15 protein-coding genes are annotated in these 15813 nt (G+C 58.1%); 1 reads left to right on the plus strand and 14 read right to left on the minus strand.

The features are described 5' to 3' along the window. Nucleotides 1–71: 71 nt before the first annotated feature. The 6 genes from ispH to murJ all read right to left on the minus strand — a co-directional run bounded on the left by ispH (nt 72) and on the right by murJ (nt 7511). Nucleotides 72–1007, minus strand: coding sequence for a 4-hydroxy-3-methylbut-2-enyl diphosphate reductase (gene ispH / locus AXW79_RS07260; protein ID WP_005313459.1), 936 nt, complete (start codon nt 1005–1007; stop codon nt 72–74). Next, nucleotides 1007–1459: an FKBP-type peptidyl-prolyl cis-trans isomerase gene (gene fkpB / locus AXW79_RS07265; protein ID WP_005313461.1), complete on the minus strand. Its 453-nt coding sequence runs from the start codon at nt 1457–1459 to the stop codon at nt 1007–1009. Before fkpB ends, ispH begins: the two co-directional genes overlap by 1 nt. Continuing rightward, the gene (gene lspA, locus AXW79_RS07270; RefSeq protein WP_005313465.1) at nt 1456–1968 is read right to left on the minus strand and encodes a signal peptidase II; all 513 of its coding nucleotides are present in this window, start codon (nt 1966–1968) and stop codon (nt 1456–1458) included. Before lspA ends, fkpB begins: the two co-directional genes overlap by 4 nt. After that, nucleotides 1968–4829: an isoleucine--tRNA ligase gene (ileS, locus tag AXW79_RS07275; RefSeq protein ID WP_005313468.1), complete on the minus strand. Its 2862-nt coding sequence runs from the start codon at nt 4827–4829 to the stop codon at nt 1968–1970. Before ileS ends, lspA begins: the two co-directional genes overlap by 1 nt. After that, nucleotides 4829–5803, minus strand: a complete 975-nt coding sequence (gene ribF, locus AXW79_RS07280; protein WP_005313473.1) for a bifunctional riboflavin kinase/FAD synthetase — start codon at nt 5801–5803, stop codon at nt 4829–4831. Before ribF ends, ileS begins: the two co-directional genes overlap by 1 nt. A gap of 139 nt (nt 5804–5942) precedes the next feature. Next, nucleotides 5943–7511 (minus strand): murein biosynthesis integral membrane protein MurJ, encoded by a 1569-nt coding sequence (murJ, locus tag AXW79_RS07285; protein WP_021138579.1) that lies wholly within the window; start codon nt 7509–7511, stop codon nt 5943–5945. A gap of 191 nt (nt 7512–7702) precedes the next feature. Between murJ and rpsT the strand changes: the two genes are divergently transcribed. Beyond that, nucleotides 7703–7966 carry a 30S ribosomal protein S20 gene (gene rpsT / locus AXW79_RS07290; RefSeq protein WP_005892298.1) on the plus strand — a complete coding sequence of 88 codons (264 nt, stop codon included), beginning with the start codon at nt 7703–7705 and terminating at the stop codon, nt 7964–7966. Nucleotides 7967–8015: 49 nt separating this feature from the next. Here rpsT and AXW79_RS07295 read toward each other — a convergent pair whose 3' ends face one another. From AXW79_RS07295 to rppH, 8 genes are all read right to left on the minus strand, one after another. Then, nucleotides 8016–8318: an ArsR/SmtB family transcription factor gene (locus tag AXW79_RS07295; protein ID WP_005313481.1), complete on the minus strand. Its 303-nt coding sequence runs from the start codon at nt 8316–8318 to the stop codon at nt 8016–8018. Nucleotides 8319–8367: 49 nt separating this feature from the next. Further along, nucleotides 8368–9300 carry a transcriptional activator NhaR gene (gene nhaR / locus AXW79_RS07300; RefSeq protein WP_005313483.1) on the minus strand — a complete coding sequence of 311 codons (933 nt, stop codon included), beginning with the start codon at nt 9298–9300 and terminating at the stop codon, nt 8368–8370. Beyond that, the gene (locus AXW79_RS07305; protein WP_011898350.1) at nt 9287–9691 is read right to left on the minus strand and encodes a hypothetical protein; all 405 of its coding nucleotides are present in this window, start codon (nt 9689–9691) and stop codon (nt 9287–9289) included. Before AXW79_RS07305 ends, nhaR begins: the two co-directional genes overlap by 14 nt. Next, nucleotides 9688–10905 (minus strand): Na+/H+ antiporter NhaA, encoded by a 1218-nt coding sequence (gene nhaA, locus AXW79_RS07310; protein ID WP_005313489.1) that lies wholly within the window; start codon nt 10903–10905, stop codon nt 9688–9690. The genes AXW79_RS07305 and nhaA overlap by 4 nt, the downstream gene beginning before the upstream one ends. 234 nt (nt 10906–11139) lie before the next feature. Then, complete coding sequence (thyA, locus tag AXW79_RS07315) at nt 11140–11934, minus strand: thymidylate synthase (RefSeq protein ID WP_005313492.1); 795 nt, start codon at nt 11932–11934, stop codon at nt 11140–11142. After that, complete coding sequence (gene lgt / locus AXW79_RS07320) at nt 11931–12758, minus strand: prolipoprotein diacylglyceryl transferase (RefSeq protein WP_011898348.1); 828 nt, start codon at nt 12756–12758, stop codon at nt 11931–11933. The genes thyA and lgt overlap by 4 nt, the downstream gene beginning before the upstream one ends. A 67-nt stretch (nt 12759–12825) precedes the next feature. Further along, a complete protein-coding gene (ptsP, locus tag AXW79_RS07325; protein ID WP_005313495.1) occupies nt 12826–15105 on the minus strand; it encodes a phosphoenolpyruvate--protein phosphotransferase in 2280 nt (759 codons plus the stop codon). 12 nt (nt 15106–15117) lie between these two features. Then, nucleotides 15118–15645: an RNA pyrophosphohydrolase gene (rppH, locus tag AXW79_RS07330; protein WP_005313497.1), complete on the minus strand. Its 528-nt coding sequence runs from the start codon at nt 15643–15645 to the stop codon at nt 15118–15120. Nucleotides 15646–15813: the final 168 nt, after the last annotated feature.

Below are 15813 nucleotides of genomic sequence, written 5' to 3' on the forward strand. Positions count from 1 at the left end.
CCGAGCCTGTCACCACGACAAACTCGGCGTCAATATCATCATACTTTATTCTTAAGCCTTCCTGGCTGCATTCAAATAATTCTAAGCTCCGGCGGCACTTCAAACACCACGTTCTCTTCACGACCCGGGTGTTCGACGACCATATTGCCACCCAGCTCGCGCAGGCGGGCGATGACGTTCTGCACCAGCACGTCCGGCGCGGAGGCACCCGCAGTGACGCCGATCGCCTTGACCCCCTCCAGCCAGACGGTTTCGATCATGGAAGCATCGTCGATAAGATAGGCTTTGCTGCCCACCTTCTCGGCCAGCTCGCGCAGGCGGTTGGAGTTGGAAGAGTTGCGTGACCCGACCACCAGCATGACGTCTACCAGCCCCGCCATCTCCCGCACCGCATCCTGGCGGTTCTGAGTGGCGTAGCAGATGTCGTCCTTGCGTGGCCCCTGGATCTTGGGGAACTGCTTGCGCAGGGCGTCGATCACATCCGAGGTCTCATCGACACTCAGGGTAGTCTGGGTGACGAAGCAGAGATCATCCGGATTCTTCACCTTGAGCCTGGCCACATCATCCGGCGTTTCCACCAGATACATACCACCTTCACGGTTTTCGTATTGGCCCATGGTGCCGATCACCTCGGGGTGACCCGCGTGACCAATGAGCACGGCTTCTGAGCCCTTGCGACTGGCGCGATGGACTTCCATGTGTACCTTGGTCACCAGCGGACAGGTGGCATCAAACACCTTGAGGGCACGGGACTTGGCCATCTCGCGCACCGTCTTGGCCACGCCGTGGGCGGAGAAGATGACGATACTGTCATCCGGCACCTCGTCCAGCTCCTCGACGAACACGGCACCCGCCTCTTTCAGCTTGTTCACCACATAACGGTTGTGCACCACTTCATGGCGGACATAGATGGGAGCCCCGAACTTCTCAAGCGCGCTCTCGACAATGCTGATGGCGCGATCAACACCGGCACAAAAGCCACGAGGATTAGCCAGCAGTATATCCATCAGATCACCTTTTCCTCGTCATCAACGCCCAGGATCTCCACCTCGAAGGTGACGGTATGGCCGGCCAGGGGGTGGTTGAAATCGACCGTCACCGACATGCCTTCCACCGCCCGTATGATACCGGGCAGCTCGCTGCCATTGGGCTGGTCGAACAGAATGATGGTGCCGATCTTGGGCTCCACATCGGCGCCGAACTTGGCTCTGTCCAGATGGTAGATGTTGTCAGGATTGGAGAGACCAAACGCCTGCTCAGGGGTCAGCGTGAAGCTCTTGCTCTCCCCTGTACGCAACCCCAGCAGACACTGCTCGAAGCTGGCTGTCAGGCTGCCATCACCCATCCGCAGGCGTGCCGGTTTGCCTTGCAGCGCAGTGCTGTCAGCAACTGAACCATCTTCCAGCTTGATGGCAAAGTGGAACAGCACACTGCTGTCAGCGGCTATCTGCTGGCTCATGGCGCCTCCTTCTTCTTTTCGGAGCGGAAGCCTTCCAGCACTATCATGACTGCACCGATGAAGATGAAGCTGTCGGCCAGGTTGAACGCCGGCCAATGGGAACGCTGCCAGTAGAAATCGAGGAAATCGACCACATGGCCCAGTACCAGTCGATCAAACACGTTGCCAAGGGCACCGCCGATGATGAGCGAATAGGCGATACCGCTCCAGCGTTGGGTGACGGATTGCTTGCGCAACCAGTGGATCAGCAAACCACAGATGGCAAACGCCAGCACGGCGAAGAACCAGCGCTGCCAGCCACCTTGATCGGCCAGGAAGCTGAATGCCGCCCCCTTGTTGTAAACGTGGACCAGATTGAAAAAGGGGGTGATCTCCACCCCCGGGTAGCCAAATGGCAGCATCTTGACCACGGCGAGCTTGCTCGCCTGGTCCAGTACGAATGCCAGCACCGCCAGCCACAGCCAACGCAGGCCTGTTTTGTTATGGATCGCGTTATGAGTCATCTTCATCAGGCAAATTGACGTGTTTCACCGTCACCCTCGACGTTGGTGGCGCAGCGGCCACAGATCTCTTCGTGACCGGCAATGGTGCCAACGTCTTCCACATGGTGCCAGCAGCGGTCGCACTTGGCGGCGGCGGACTGGGCCACGCTCAGCCAGAGGTCAGCACGCTCCGTCGCAACGGAACCTTCCGGTGCGGTGTCAGCAGTGACGACCTTGGCCTTGGAGGTGAGCAGCACGAAGCGCAGCTCATCGGCCAGGGCATTCAGGCGCTCGGCCAACTCCGGCTTGGCGAACAGGGTCAGTTCGGCCTGCAGGGAGCCGCCGATGCGTTTCTCGCCCCGGGCCGCTTCCAGCGCCTTGTTCACTTCACCGCGCACTGTGAGGATCTCGGCCCAGAAGGCATCGTCCATCTGCTCGCCGGCATCCAGCCCGAACAGGCCGTCATACCACTCCTCGGTGAACACGAACTCGCTGCGCTCGCCGGGCAGCAGGGCCCAGATTTCATCAGCGGTAAAGCTCATGATGGGCGCCATCCAGCGCACCATGGCCTGGGCGATGTGATAGAGCGCAGTCTGGCAGGAACGACGAGCCAGGCTGTCTGCCTTGGCGGTGTACTGCCTGTCTTTGATGACGTCCAGATAGAATGAACCCATCTCGATGGAGCAGAACTGCATCAGCTTCTGGGTCACGCCGTGGAAGTTGTACTCTTCAAAGGCCGTCACTATCTCGGCTTGCGCTGCCTTGGCACGACCCACTGCCCAGCGATCCACCACCACCATGTCGGCGGCAGCCACCATGTCGGTTGCCGGATTGAAACCATTCAGGTTGGCCAGCAGGAAGCGGGCTGTGTTGCGAATGCGGCGATAAGCATCGGCAGAGCGCTTGAGGATCTCGTCGGAGACCGTCATCTCGCCGGTGTAATCGGTACTGGCGACCCACAGACGCAGTATGTCGGCTCCCAGCTTGTTCATCACATCCTGCGGGCTGACCACGTTGCCGATGGACTTGGACATCTTGCGACCCTGACCATCCACGGTGAAGCCGTGAGTCAGCACCTGGTTGTAGGGAGCCTTGTCTTTCATGGCCACGCCGATCATGAGCGACGACATGAACCAGCCGCGGTGCTGGTCGGAGCCTTCCAGATAGAGGTCGGCGGAGTGACCGTTGAACTCGGGACGAGCATCTACCACTGAGGAGTGGGTCGAGCCTGAGTCAAACCAGACGTCCAGGGTGTCAGGCACCTTGTCGTACATGTCGGCGTCGCTGCCCAGCAGCTCGGCCTTGTCCAGATCCCACCAGGCCTGGATGCCGGACTGCTCGACCCGCTTGGCGACTTCGTGCATCAGGCGCACGGATTCCGGGTGAAGTTGCTGGGTCTCCTTGTGAACGAACAGGGAGATTGGCACACCCCAGGTACGCTGACGAGAGATGCACCAGTCAGGACGGTTCTCGACCATGGCCTGAATGCGGTTCTTGCCCCAGGCAGGTACCCAGCCGCTCTGTCCGTGCTGGGTGATCCCGTCTTTCTCAATGCGCTCTATCTCTTCCAGCGCGCGCTGACGTAGCCCCTTCTGTTCCATGCTGATGAACCACTGCGGGGTGGCACGGAAGATAATAGGAGTCTTGTGACGCCAGCAGTGCGGGTAGGAGTGGTTGAACACCATGTGGTGCAGCAGGGCGCCGCGCTCGGTCAACACCTCGACCACGGCCGCATTGGCCTTGAACACGTGCTGGCCGGCAAACAGTTCGGTATCCGGCAGGTAAACGCCGTTGCTGCCAACCGGGTTGGCCACTTCCAGACCGTACTTCTGACCGACCACAAAGTCTTCCTGACCATGGCCAGGGGCGGTGTGGACGGCGCCGGTACCGGCATCGAGGGTGACGTGATCACCCAGTACCACAGGCACATCGAAGCTATAGAAGGGGTGGTTGAAGCGCAGCAGCTCGAGCGCTACGCCCTTGGTGTAACCCAGATTGTGGAACTTCTCGATACCGGCCCTGTCCATCACATCCTTGACCAGCTCGGCGGCCAGGATCAGGCGCTCGGGGTGCTCACCTTCGACTTGCACCAGGGCATAGTCCAGATCGGCGTGCATAGCGATGGCGCGGTTGGCGGGCAGAGTCCAAGGAGTCGTGGTCCAGATCACTGCAGAGATCGGGCCCTTGCCAAGGTGGCCTTCAGGGCAATCAAACTTGGCGGCCACGGTCGCCTCGTCAACGGCCTTGAAGCGCACGTCGATGGAGGGGGAGTTCTTGTCGTAGTACTCCACTTCCGCTTCTGCCAGCGCAGAACCGCAATCGGTACACCAGTGCACCGGCTTGGAGCCTTTGTGCAGGTGGCCATTTTCAACGATCTTGGCCATGGAACGAATGATGTTGGCTTCGGTGCCAAAGTCCATGGTCAGGTAGGGGTGTTCCCAGTCACCCAACACACCCAGACGGATGAAGTCGGTCTTCTGCGCTTCGATCTGGGTTTTGGCATATTTGCGACACTCAGCGCGAAACTCGGCAGCGGAGACCTTCTCACCCGGCTTGCCAACCATGCCTTCCACTTTCAGCTCGATAGGCAAACCGTGACAATCCCAGCCAGGCACATAGGGAGAATCGAAGCCGGAGAGGCCCTTGGACTTGATGATGACGTCTTTGAGGATCTTGTTGACCGAGTGACCGATGTGAATGCTGCCGTTCGCGTAGGGGGGGCCATCATGCAGAATGAAGGAGGGCTTGCCCGCTTTGGCGCGGCGAATGGCGCCGTAAAGATCCTGATCGTACCAACGTTTCAGCATGTTGGGTTCGCGTTTGGCCAGATCGCCACGCATCGGAAACTCGGTTTCCGGCAGATTCAGGGTGTGTTTATAGTCGCTCATCAGTCCTGGGTTCCCTTCTTTTCTAAAAGAGTGCTGGGTAAATTGAGTAGTGGCAGCCCGAACCAGGCTCGGGCCGCCAAGGCATCTCGTTCGATCTGCTCTTTCAAGGCGATGAAAGAGGCAAACTTCTGCTCTTCGCGCAGCTTGTGGCGAAGCAGCACCTTGACCTGCTGACCATATAGATCACCAGAAAAATCAAATAGATGTACTTCCAATCTGGCTTGTGTGCCATTCACTGTCGGCCGTACACCCACATTGGCTACGCCGGGGAAGGTCTTGCCGGAACATAACACTTCCACTGCAAACACGCCACCGACCGGGATGACCTGGCGCTTGAGTGCCAGATTGGCGGTGGGAAAACCTATGGTGCGGCCCAGCTTGTCACCGTGGGCCACCCGACCGCTGATGGTATAAGGGCGGCCAAGCATCATCTCCACCTCCGCCATCCGGCCAGCTTTGAGGGCCTCGCGTACGAGTGTGCTGCTGACCCGCTGCCGTTCGAGCTGGAAGCTCTGGGTACTGATCACCTCGAAACCGAAGCGATGGCCCGCCTCCTCCAGCAGGTGGAAGTCCCCTTCCCGCCCCTTGCCGAAGCGAAAATCATCGCCGACCACCAGATAACGCACCCCCAGTTTTTCGACCAGCAACTGCTCGATGAAGCTGTTGGGGGACTGCTCGGCGAAACGATGGTTGAAGCGCACGCAGAGCATGCGGTCGATCTGCATGCCCTTGAGCGCTTCGTATTTCTCCCGCAGCCGGCTGAGGCGAGCAGGCGCAGCCGATCCGGCAAACAGTTCCAGTGGCTGGGGCTCGAACAGCATGACGCAGGCTGGCAGACCGAGTTGGACGGCTTTTTCCTGCAAGCGTGCCAACACGGCATGATGACCCTGATGGACCCCATCAAAGTTGCCTATGGTCAATACACATCCCCGGTGACGGGGCTTGATATTGTGAATACCGCGGATAAGCTCCATCAGTGCCTTGTGCGTTGCTGCCATGGAAATCGGCGGATTATATATCAGCCAGCTGGCAGGGTCAGCCCTCATGGCCCGATTTCAGGCATCTTGCCCAGATCCCCTGCCCGCCGAGGCAATCCCGGATGGTGCAGCAGGGTCAGTCCTGCTGCTGACCTGCTTTCAGGTGTCTTGGCCGAATGCCAAGTACCAGCAGGATGACCCCGTACATTCCCCCTCCCAGGCAGAGCAGCATGGTCAGCTGCAAGCTGGCCTTGCCCATGCTCCAGGCAGCCCACTGGGCGAGATCCGGTGACAGATAGGCAAGCACGCCTCCCATCAGCACGGTCGCCACCAGCAACTTGAGGCAGAACAGCCCGGTATTGCGGGACGGACGGTAGACCCCTTGTTGATACAAGCCCTTGAACAACAGAGCCGCATTCAACGAACCTGAGCAGGCGGTGGATAGTGCCAGCCCCACATAGCCAAGGGGGAAGATGAAGATGAGGTTGCACACCATGTTGGCGATCATGGACATCACCCCGATCCGCACTGGCGTCCTGGTGTCCTGGCGAGCGTAGTAGCCCGGTGCCAGCACCTTGATCAACATCAGCGACAACAGGCCCGTGGTGGAAGCCAACAGACTGGCACTGGACATGCTCACCTCATGCATACCGAACTCGCCGCGCATGAAGAGCACTCGCAGTATGGGCTCACGCAGCACGGCTATCCCCACCATGGCCGGCAGGCCGAGCAGCATCACCATCCGTACCCCCCAGTCCATGGTACGAGAGAAGTCAGCCGGGTCCGCATCCACATGCTTCTTGGCCAGCGCAGGCAGGATAACGGTACTGATGGCCACAGCGAACAGGCCGAGGGGGAACTCCAGCAGGCGATCCGAGTAATAGAGATAGCTGATGGCGCCGGTGGCGAGGAAGGATGCGAGCATGGTGTTGATCAGCAGGTTGATCTGACTGACCGACACCCCGAACAGCGCCGGGATCATCAGGGTGCGGATCTTGACCACCCCTGGGTGGCGCCAACCCCACTTGGGCCACACCAGCATGTTGATCTGACGCAGAAAGGGATACTGGAACAGGAACTGCACCAAACCACCCAGAAAGACACCGATCGCGAGAGCAATCTCGGGTCTCTCCAGCAGGGGCGCTATCCACCAAGCCGCCCCTATCATGGTGAGGTTGAGAAACACAGGGGTGAACGAGGATACCGCGAAACGGCCAAAGGTGTTGAGGATGGCCCCCGCCATGGCGGTAAAAGTGATGAACCAGAGGTAGGGAAAGGTAATTTTGAGCATCAGGCTGGCCAGCTCGAACTTCTCGGCAGCGGGCCCGCCATGCAACCAGTCCCAGAACCAGCCCCAGCCGAACAGCGCAGTCAACACGCCAGAACCCAACACGCCCAGCAGGGTCACGACGGTCACTATCCCCCCCAGAGTACCCGCTACCGCAGCCAGCAATTCGCGCACTTCACGCTCGTCGCCATTTTTCTTGTACTCCGTCATCACGGGAACGAAAGCCTGGTTGAAAGCACCTTCGGCGAACAAACGACGCAAAAAGTTGGGAATGCGATTGGCAAAGAAGAAGACATCTGCGGCTACCCCGGCACCAAGCAGATTGGCGATGACTACATCGCGAACCAAGCCCATCACACGGGACACCAGCGTCATTCCGGACACTATCATGCCGGATTTGATCAATTTCTTACTCAAGACGAGGCCTCTGGAACTGTCAGAATGAAAAGAATGCTGCTAGAATCGGCCGACAGTTTAACCGCCTCCCAACTGACACACCACCGGGGGGCGGTGTTTATTTGCACAAATCATTTGACAATATGTGGTTGAGAAGGCATATTTCCGGGCCTTTTCAATACACTCGCTAAGACAGTTTTAGGAGTTTTACCTTGGCTAATATCAAATCTGCTAAGAAGCGCGCGATTCAATCAGAGAAACGTCGTCAACACAACGCCAGCCGTCGTTCAATGACCCGTACCTATCTGAAGAAAGTAATTGCTGCCATCGCTTCTGGCGACAAAGCTGCTGCCGTTGCTGCTTTTGCTACCGCTCAGCCGATCATGGATCGCATGGCTACCAAAGGCCTGATCCACAAGAACAAAGCTGCTCGTCACAAGAGCCGCCTGTCTGCCCAGATCAAAGCTATGGCTTAATCAGCTCCGGCTGAATAACGCTAAAAAAACCGGCCTTAGTGCCGGTTTTTTATTTATCTGCGCTGCAATACAGTCTGTGCAGCAAACCTATCATCTCGCGCACCTCGTGGCTGCGCAGCGAATAGTAGACCGTCTGGGCCTCTTTTCGCGTCTCCACCAACTCATCCCGCCGAAGCACGGCCAAGTGCTGTGACAAGGCTGACTGGCTCAATCCGAGTACCTCATTAAGCTCCCCTACAGACAGTTCCCTGTCCAGCAGCTGGCACAGAATAAACAGTCTTCGCTCGTTGGCCAGCGCCTTGAGCAGTGCCACAGCACGGCTTGCATTCGCCTCCATCTCTTCCAGTTGCATCTCATCCCCTTTCGCTCGAGGCAAGAATCATACTCTGTGAGCCGTCGATTTAAAATGACAGGGTTGCCGGTTGAATCGTGGCAAAGTCCTCCTGACCTGCAAACAGGAAGGAGAAGTCACTCTCGCACACCCGTTTTACCGCCGGATGCTGGATCATGCGCTCGGCAAAGATGACGTAATACTCTTCCATCAGATCCTGGGTCTCCCCAATCAGCATCACCTCTTCCCCTTCCAGGATCTCTTCCCGGTAGATGGTTGGCGCCATAAAGATACCCTGATTGAAGAAGCCGAACGCCTTCATCAGGGCCGCATCATCGAACTCGCCGAGAATGCTGGGGGAGATCCCCTGCTGCTCGAACCACTGGGTTAACTGGCGACCCATGGCGGTGCGGCGACCCGGGATCAGCAACTTACGCTCCTCCAGACAGGCCGGAAAGGCTTTCTCAGGCAAAGGCGCCTTGCAGAAGAAGCTGACTCCACAACCGCCGAGTCGCTTGGAGAGCAGGCCTGCATGCTGGCTGGAGTCAACCGGACAGTCGGAGAGGATCATGTCGAGCTTGTGCTCGCTCAGCTGCTCCAGCAAGAGCTCATGGGTCGATTCGAAACAGCGCAGGTGGATGGAGCCATCGTTGGGAATGACAGAGAGCAATACCCGACTGGCGAGGCGCTTGGAGAGTGCATCGGCGATGCCGACGTCAAACAGGATCTGGCTCTCCTTGCGATAGTTGACGATATCCAGCATCTCGTAGGAGAGGCTGAACATTTTGTCGGCGTAACGAAATACCAGTTGACCGAGCTCAGTGGCTTCAAGAGTTCGCCCCTTGCGCATCAGCAGCTTGCCGCCAAGACGTTGCTCCAGCAGCTTGATCTGACCGGTCACTGTCTGTGGTGTCAAAAAAAGGGCTTCCGCCGCCTGGGTGACAGAGCCCTTCTTCTGAGTCATCCAAAAATAGTAGAGGTGATTGTAGTTAAGGTGTGACATCCGATGGGGTTCCCGCAGTACGCGGACTCCGGTAGCAGCTGAGTTCAGCCGCCAGAATGTCATACATGTCGCTGATCGAGTCAACCTTGTTTGCAGTGAAGTTCGCCTGCAGTGTGCTTTTGAGATGGGCCTTGTCCGGCATCCGCTCACCGCAATAACGCTTGTTGGACTGCTTGACCATCTCACCAGCCCGGCTGCTCAGCGCTCGCTCGGCGAAGGTCTCACCAAACTTGGCCTTGGCCTGCTTGTCTCCCAACATGAGTGCGCTGTCGACCACACCGTTCAAATAGGCAGAGCAGCTCGCCGATACTGCATCCTGCTTGCAATCCTCCAGACTGCCAGCCCAAACAGCCGGACTCATCAGTATCATTAACCACCCGTATTTTCTCATAACCCCTCCGTGCTTTGATCCGCTTCCCTGTTGGGAAGCGACATCCGCAAGGCGAGATAACCGACGACTGCCGCCAGCGTGGACCCCACCAGGATCCCGAGACGTGAATAGCTGCCGTAATCCAATCCGCCATGCTCGAACGCCAGCGATGCAATGAACATCGACATAGTAAAACCGATACCACACAAAATGCTGACGGCAAAAATCTGCTTGAAGTTGACCCCGCTCGGCAATTGAGCAATGCCCAGTTTGACCGACAGCCAGCTGATGGTGAATACCCCAAGCGGTTTGCCCACAAACAACCCGAGCATGATACCCATTGGAACCGGACTCAGCAGGGAGGACAAACCGATTCCATCAAGGGAGACCCCGGCGTTGGCAAAGGCAAACAGCGGCAGGATCAAATAAGCACTCCAGGGATGCAAAGCATGCTCCAGATGCTTGAGCGGTGAGGCATAACGCTTGCCGTTGAGCGGTGAGGCATAACGCTTGCCGTTGAGCGGGATCATGAAGCCCACGACCACGCCAGCCAGGGTCGCATGGACGCCAGACTTGAGCACCGCAACCCAGAGTACCAATCCGACCAGCATGTAGAGGCCAATCCTGTCCTCGCCACGACGATTCATCCACAGCAGAGTCAGGGTCGCAAGGATGCCAACTGCCAGTGCCTCCAGCGACAGCTGCTGGGTATAGAAGAGCGCTATGATGATGATGACCCCAAGGTCGTCCATGATGGCCAGAGCCAGCAGGAACACCTTCAGACTGACCGGAACCCGCTTGCCCAACAATGCCATCACGCCGAGAGCAAAGGCGATATCGGTCGCAGCCGGAATAGCCCAACCGGCACGTGCAGCTTCATCCGAGTAGTTGAAAAAGGTGTAGATGAGTGCCGGTGCCAGCATGCCCCCGACTGCAGCGATGGCAGGGAAAGTCGCCTGCACGCGGGAAGATAGTGCTCCTTCCAGCATTTCCCGCTTGACCTCAAGCCCGACCAACAGGAAGAAGATGGCCATAAAGCCGTCGTTGATCCAGAGCAGCAGCGGCTTGTTGATATCGAGAGCTGCGATTCGCACCTGTACCGGCGTATCCAGGAACGCCTGATACCCACTCGCCAGACCCGAGTTGGCCAGTATCATCGCCAGCACGGCCGCCATGATCAGAATGATTCCGGAGGCGGCCTCCAGCTTAAGAAATTTTTTGAATACATCACTCATGGTTAAATTATCCTCGGCATTGCTTTGATTTGATTTGATTTGAGTCTATATCCCATAACAATTAATGGAAAATCGTTTCTTACTGCTAAATACAACGGGAAAACCGAGAATATAATGGAGAGGCATCTGCGATTTGCCGGTTCTCGCCGTCCTCTGTACGACAACGGCTCAACCGATGAAATGAATTTCAAATTGTATTGATATATGAAAAAGGCGCCCTGGGGCGCCTTTCGATCAGATGGCGACGGGCGCCTTGATACCGGGATGAGGGTCATACCCCAGGATTTCGAAATCCTCGAACCGATAGTCGAAGATGGAATCGGGCTTTCGCTTGATCGCCAGCTGAGGCAAGGGCCTCGGCTCACGAGAGAGCTGCAGCGCAGTCTGCTCCATATGGTTGGAGTAGAGGTGCACATCACCCCCGGTCCAGACGAAGTCGCCCACTTCCAGATCACACTGCTGAGCCATCATGTGAGTTAGCAGAGCATAGCTGGCGATATTGAACGGCAGGCCGAGGAAGACATCACAGCTGCGCTGGTAGAGCTGACACGAGAGCTTTCCATCTGCCACGTAGAACTGGAAGAAGGCGTGGCAGGGAGCCAGCGCCATTTTGTCCAGTTCACCTACGTTCCAGGCTGAGACTATGATGCGGCGCGAATCCGGATTGTGCTTGATGTCATCCACAGCACGCTGGATCTGATCGATGACAGCACCATCGGCCGCCGGCCAGGAGCGCCACTGAGCGCCATAAACCGGACCCAGATCGCCATTCTCGTCTGCCCACTCATCCCAGATGCTGACACCCTGCTCTTTCAGATAGGCGGTATTGGTGTCGCCATTGAGGAACCAGAGCAGCTCGTGAATGATGGAACGCAGGTGACATTTCTTGGTGGTGACCAGCGGGAAACCCTGCGCCAGATTGAAGCGCATCTGATGGCCGAACAGGGAGACGGTACCAGTACCAGTCCTATCGGACTTGACGGTGCCCTCATCCAGGATCTTCTGCATCAGGTCGAGATAAACCCTCATTGCTTGACCTCCTTCCCGGCATTACCGAACAACTGCGGACGCTTGTAAGCAGCCCAGACCATCAGAGCTCCGGCGACGATCATGGGCATAGACAGGATTTGGCCCATGCTGATCTCCTGGAAATAGAGACCAAGCTGGCTGTCCGGTTGGCGTACGAACTCCACCAGGAAGCGGAACAGGCCGTAGCAGAACAGGAACAGGCCTGAGATGGCGCCACGGGGCGGGTTCTTGCGCCAGAACAGGTTGAGGATGATAAACAACACCACACCTTCCAGTGCGAACTGGTAGAGCTGGGAGGGATGGCGCGGCTCCGGGCCAGCCTCAGGGAATATGATGGCCCAGGGCACATCAGTGACCCGGCCCCACAGCTCGCCGTTCAGGAAGTTGCCGATGCGACCCACGCCGAGGCCAAACGGGATCAGCGGTGCCACAAAGTCGGCCACGGTGAAGAAGTGGCGCTTGGTCTTGTGGGCGAACCAGATCATGGCGGTGATGACCCCGATCAGGCCACCGTGGAACGACATGCCGCCGGTCCAGATCTTGAACAGGTAGATGGGATCGGCCAGGAACATGTCGAAGTTGTAGAACAGCACGTAACCGACCCGGCCACCCAGGATCACCCCGAGGAAGCCGTAAAACAGCAGATCGGAGACCTCGTTGCGGGTCCAGCCGCTGTTCGGTGTATCGGCGCGACGCCCCGCCAACCACATGGCGAAGGCGAAACCAAACAGATACATGAGACCGTACCAGCGTACCGATAGTGGCCCCAAACTGAATGCTACAGGATCAACCTGCGAGAAAACCCAATATCCATCGTGCTGCATATGCGGCCCCAGTCATAAGAAAAGCCGCATTTTCCGATCATTCGTCAGCAGGGACAAGGCATGATTATCAATCAGTCTGTTTCGTTTTGTGACCGGCTCGCAGCAAGCCGCCCAGACCGTGCTCTTCCAGGTAACGGGCGAACAGGCCGCGCAGCACGTGAGGATTGTCGTGCTTGAGGCCGTCGGCCATCAGCGCGGTCAGCTCGCTCAGGGTGGATTGACGCAGCACGTACTTGATGCGGGCAATGTTGTGGGTGTTCATACTGAAGCGGCGATAGCCCATGGCCAGCAGCAAGAGCACACCGACCGGATCGCCGGCCAGCTCGCCACACACGGAGACAGGTTTCTGGTAGCGATGGGAGGCATCGACCAGCAGTTGCAGGGCGCGGATCACCGCGGGATGGAAGGCATCGTAGATGTTGGCGACGCGGGCATTGTTGCGATCCACTGCTAGCAGATATTGGGTCAGGTCGTTGCTGCCCACCGACCAGAAGTCGATGAGCGGCGCCATCTCGGGCAGTATATAGAGAGCGGACGGCACCTCTATCATCACCCCCAGGCTGGGGTAGCGGATCACCGCATCGCGGCTGGCCGCCTCTTCCGACACCTCTCGCCAGGCCTGATCCAGCAGCCGGCGGGAGGCCCTGATTTCGCTGACGCTGCTGATCATCGGCAGCATGATGGCCAGGTTGTCCAGCCCCTCGCTGGCCCGCAGCATGGCCTTGAGCTGGACCAGGAACAGTTCGGGGTGATCCAGGGTGAGCCGGATCCCCCGCCAGCCAAGGAAGGGATTTTCCTCGACGATGGGGAAATAGGGCAGCTGCTTGTCGCCCCCCACATCCAGCGTGCGCATGCAGACAGGACGATTGCGATAGGTTTCCAGGATGCCGCGATAGCGCGCCGTCTGCTCCCACTCGGAGGGGAAGCTGTCCTGCAGCATGAAGGGGATCTCGGTGCGATAGAGCCCGACCCCGTCCGCCAGATGATTGAGGGAGATCTCGGTGTCGGCACTCAGGCCCGCGTTGAGCAGCAAGGAGACAGGAGTACCGTCGGCGGTTTCCGATGGCTGGTTGTCGACGCTGCGCACCAGGGTATCGAGCGCCCGCTCCTCGTTGAGCAGTTGCCGATACTCGGTCAGGATCACCTGATTGGGCTCGATGAAGAGATCGCCGCTGTAGCCGTCGACGACCAGCATGCGACCGCCTATGTCGCCGAGTGGCAGATCCACCCCCATGATGGCCGCCACCCCCATGGCACGGGCCAAAATGGCTGCGTGGGAGTTGGTGCCCCCCTTGAGGGAGACAACCCCGGTCAGGAATTCCCGCGGCACCTCGGCGAGTATGGTGGCCGTCACCTCGTCGGCGACCAGCACCACGGGCTCGCCGACCGTGATGTGTTCAGGTTCATTCTGCACCAGCCGGCTAATGAGCCGCTGGGCTATGTCCTTCACATCGGTGGAGCGCTCCTGCAGGTAGGGATCCTTCATCCCCTTGAACTGATCGATCAGCCGGTCGCTGATGAGCTTGACCGCCGACACGGCCGTCCAGTGCTCCTTGCTCACCTTGTTGCGGATGGGCTTGATGTAACCGGGATCGTTGAGCAGATGCAGATAGATGTCGAAGATGGCGACCGAATCCTGGCTGTAGCTCTCGCGAAACCGCAGCGCCAGACTCTCCAGATCGTGGCGCACCACTTCCACTGCCACGTTCAACCGTTCCAGCTGCTTGGCGTGCTCCTCATCCTTGCGCGGTGTGATGGCACTAAGTTCCTTGCGAGGCCGCCACACCCAGGCCTTGGCCATGGCGATGCCACTGGCACCGGCGATACCACGCAGTGGCTTGCTCCAGTCGGTTTTCTGCAACCAGCCCTTGGCCTGGGCCTGGGCGATGCGCGCGGCCAGCTGGGCTGCCAGCGTCACCATGAAGGACTCCTCCCCCTCATCGAAACGGCGGCTCTCTTTTTGTTGCACCACCAGAATGCCCACCACCTGGCGCTGATGCATGATGGGAGCACCAAGGAAGGAGCGGAACGCCTCTTCCGCGACATCCGGCAGAAACTTGAAACTGGGGTGGGAGGGGGCATCGGCCAGGTTGATCAGCTCTTCGCGCTGGCCCACCAGACCGACGATACCCTGCTCGAACGGCAGGGTTGCCTTGCCCACCGCCGACTCGGCCAGACCATCGGTCGCAGCCAGTCGGTAGCGGCGCATGTCCGGCTCAGACACATAGACGGAACAGCAGTCCACTGTCATGGCCCGCCGGGTCTGGCTGACCAATGCCTGCAAAGCCAACTCCAGAGTGTTGGCTTCGGCCATGCTTTCGACGATGCGTCTGAGATCCGTCAGCAACGAATGTGCTCCTTAGCGAGAGCGGTTGCGCCGCCCATCTTTCCGATTTACTTGCACCACAGGCACTGGCATCGCCAACGGGGCAAACTCCGTCATCACCCGTCGATAGACTTCCCGTTTGAAGGAGACAACCTGGCGTACCGGGTACCAGAAACTGACCCAACGCCAATCATCAAACTCGGGGTGACCATGACAGCCGAACTGGATCCTGGACTCCCTGCCCGGATCCAGCTGTAGCAAGAACCATTTTTGTTTTTGGCCAATACAGACCGGTGAACTGTCCCAACGAACAAGGCGTTTTGGCAAGCGGTACTTCAGCCAGTTGCGACTGGTGGCCATGATGGTCACATCCTCGGGCTTGAGGCCTATCTCCTCATACAGCTCACGATACATGGCCTGTTCTGGCGTCTCACCGTCATCAACTCCTCCCTGCGGAAACTGCCAGGAGTGCTGCCCATAGCGCTTAGCCCACAATACTTGCCCGTCACGGTTACAGATCACGATTCCGACATTGGGACGAAACCCGTCGCCATCTATCACGTGATCACCTTATAAAGGCTGAATCTATAAGGAGATTGTTCCACATTCACTCCGTGGCAGCAAACAAGGACTGCAATCCCCCACGCATGAATAACTTTCAATTTCAAGCCGACTTATAAACAAACCCCAGGATCAAGCCCCGCAAGTTGCCCACCCAGACTGTGCATA

This window comes from Aeromonas salmonicida subsp. salmonicida (assembly GCF_001643305.1).
Taxonomy (GTDB): domain Bacteria; phylum Pseudomonadota; class Gammaproteobacteria; order Enterobacterales; family Aeromonadaceae; genus Aeromonas; species Aeromonas salmonicida.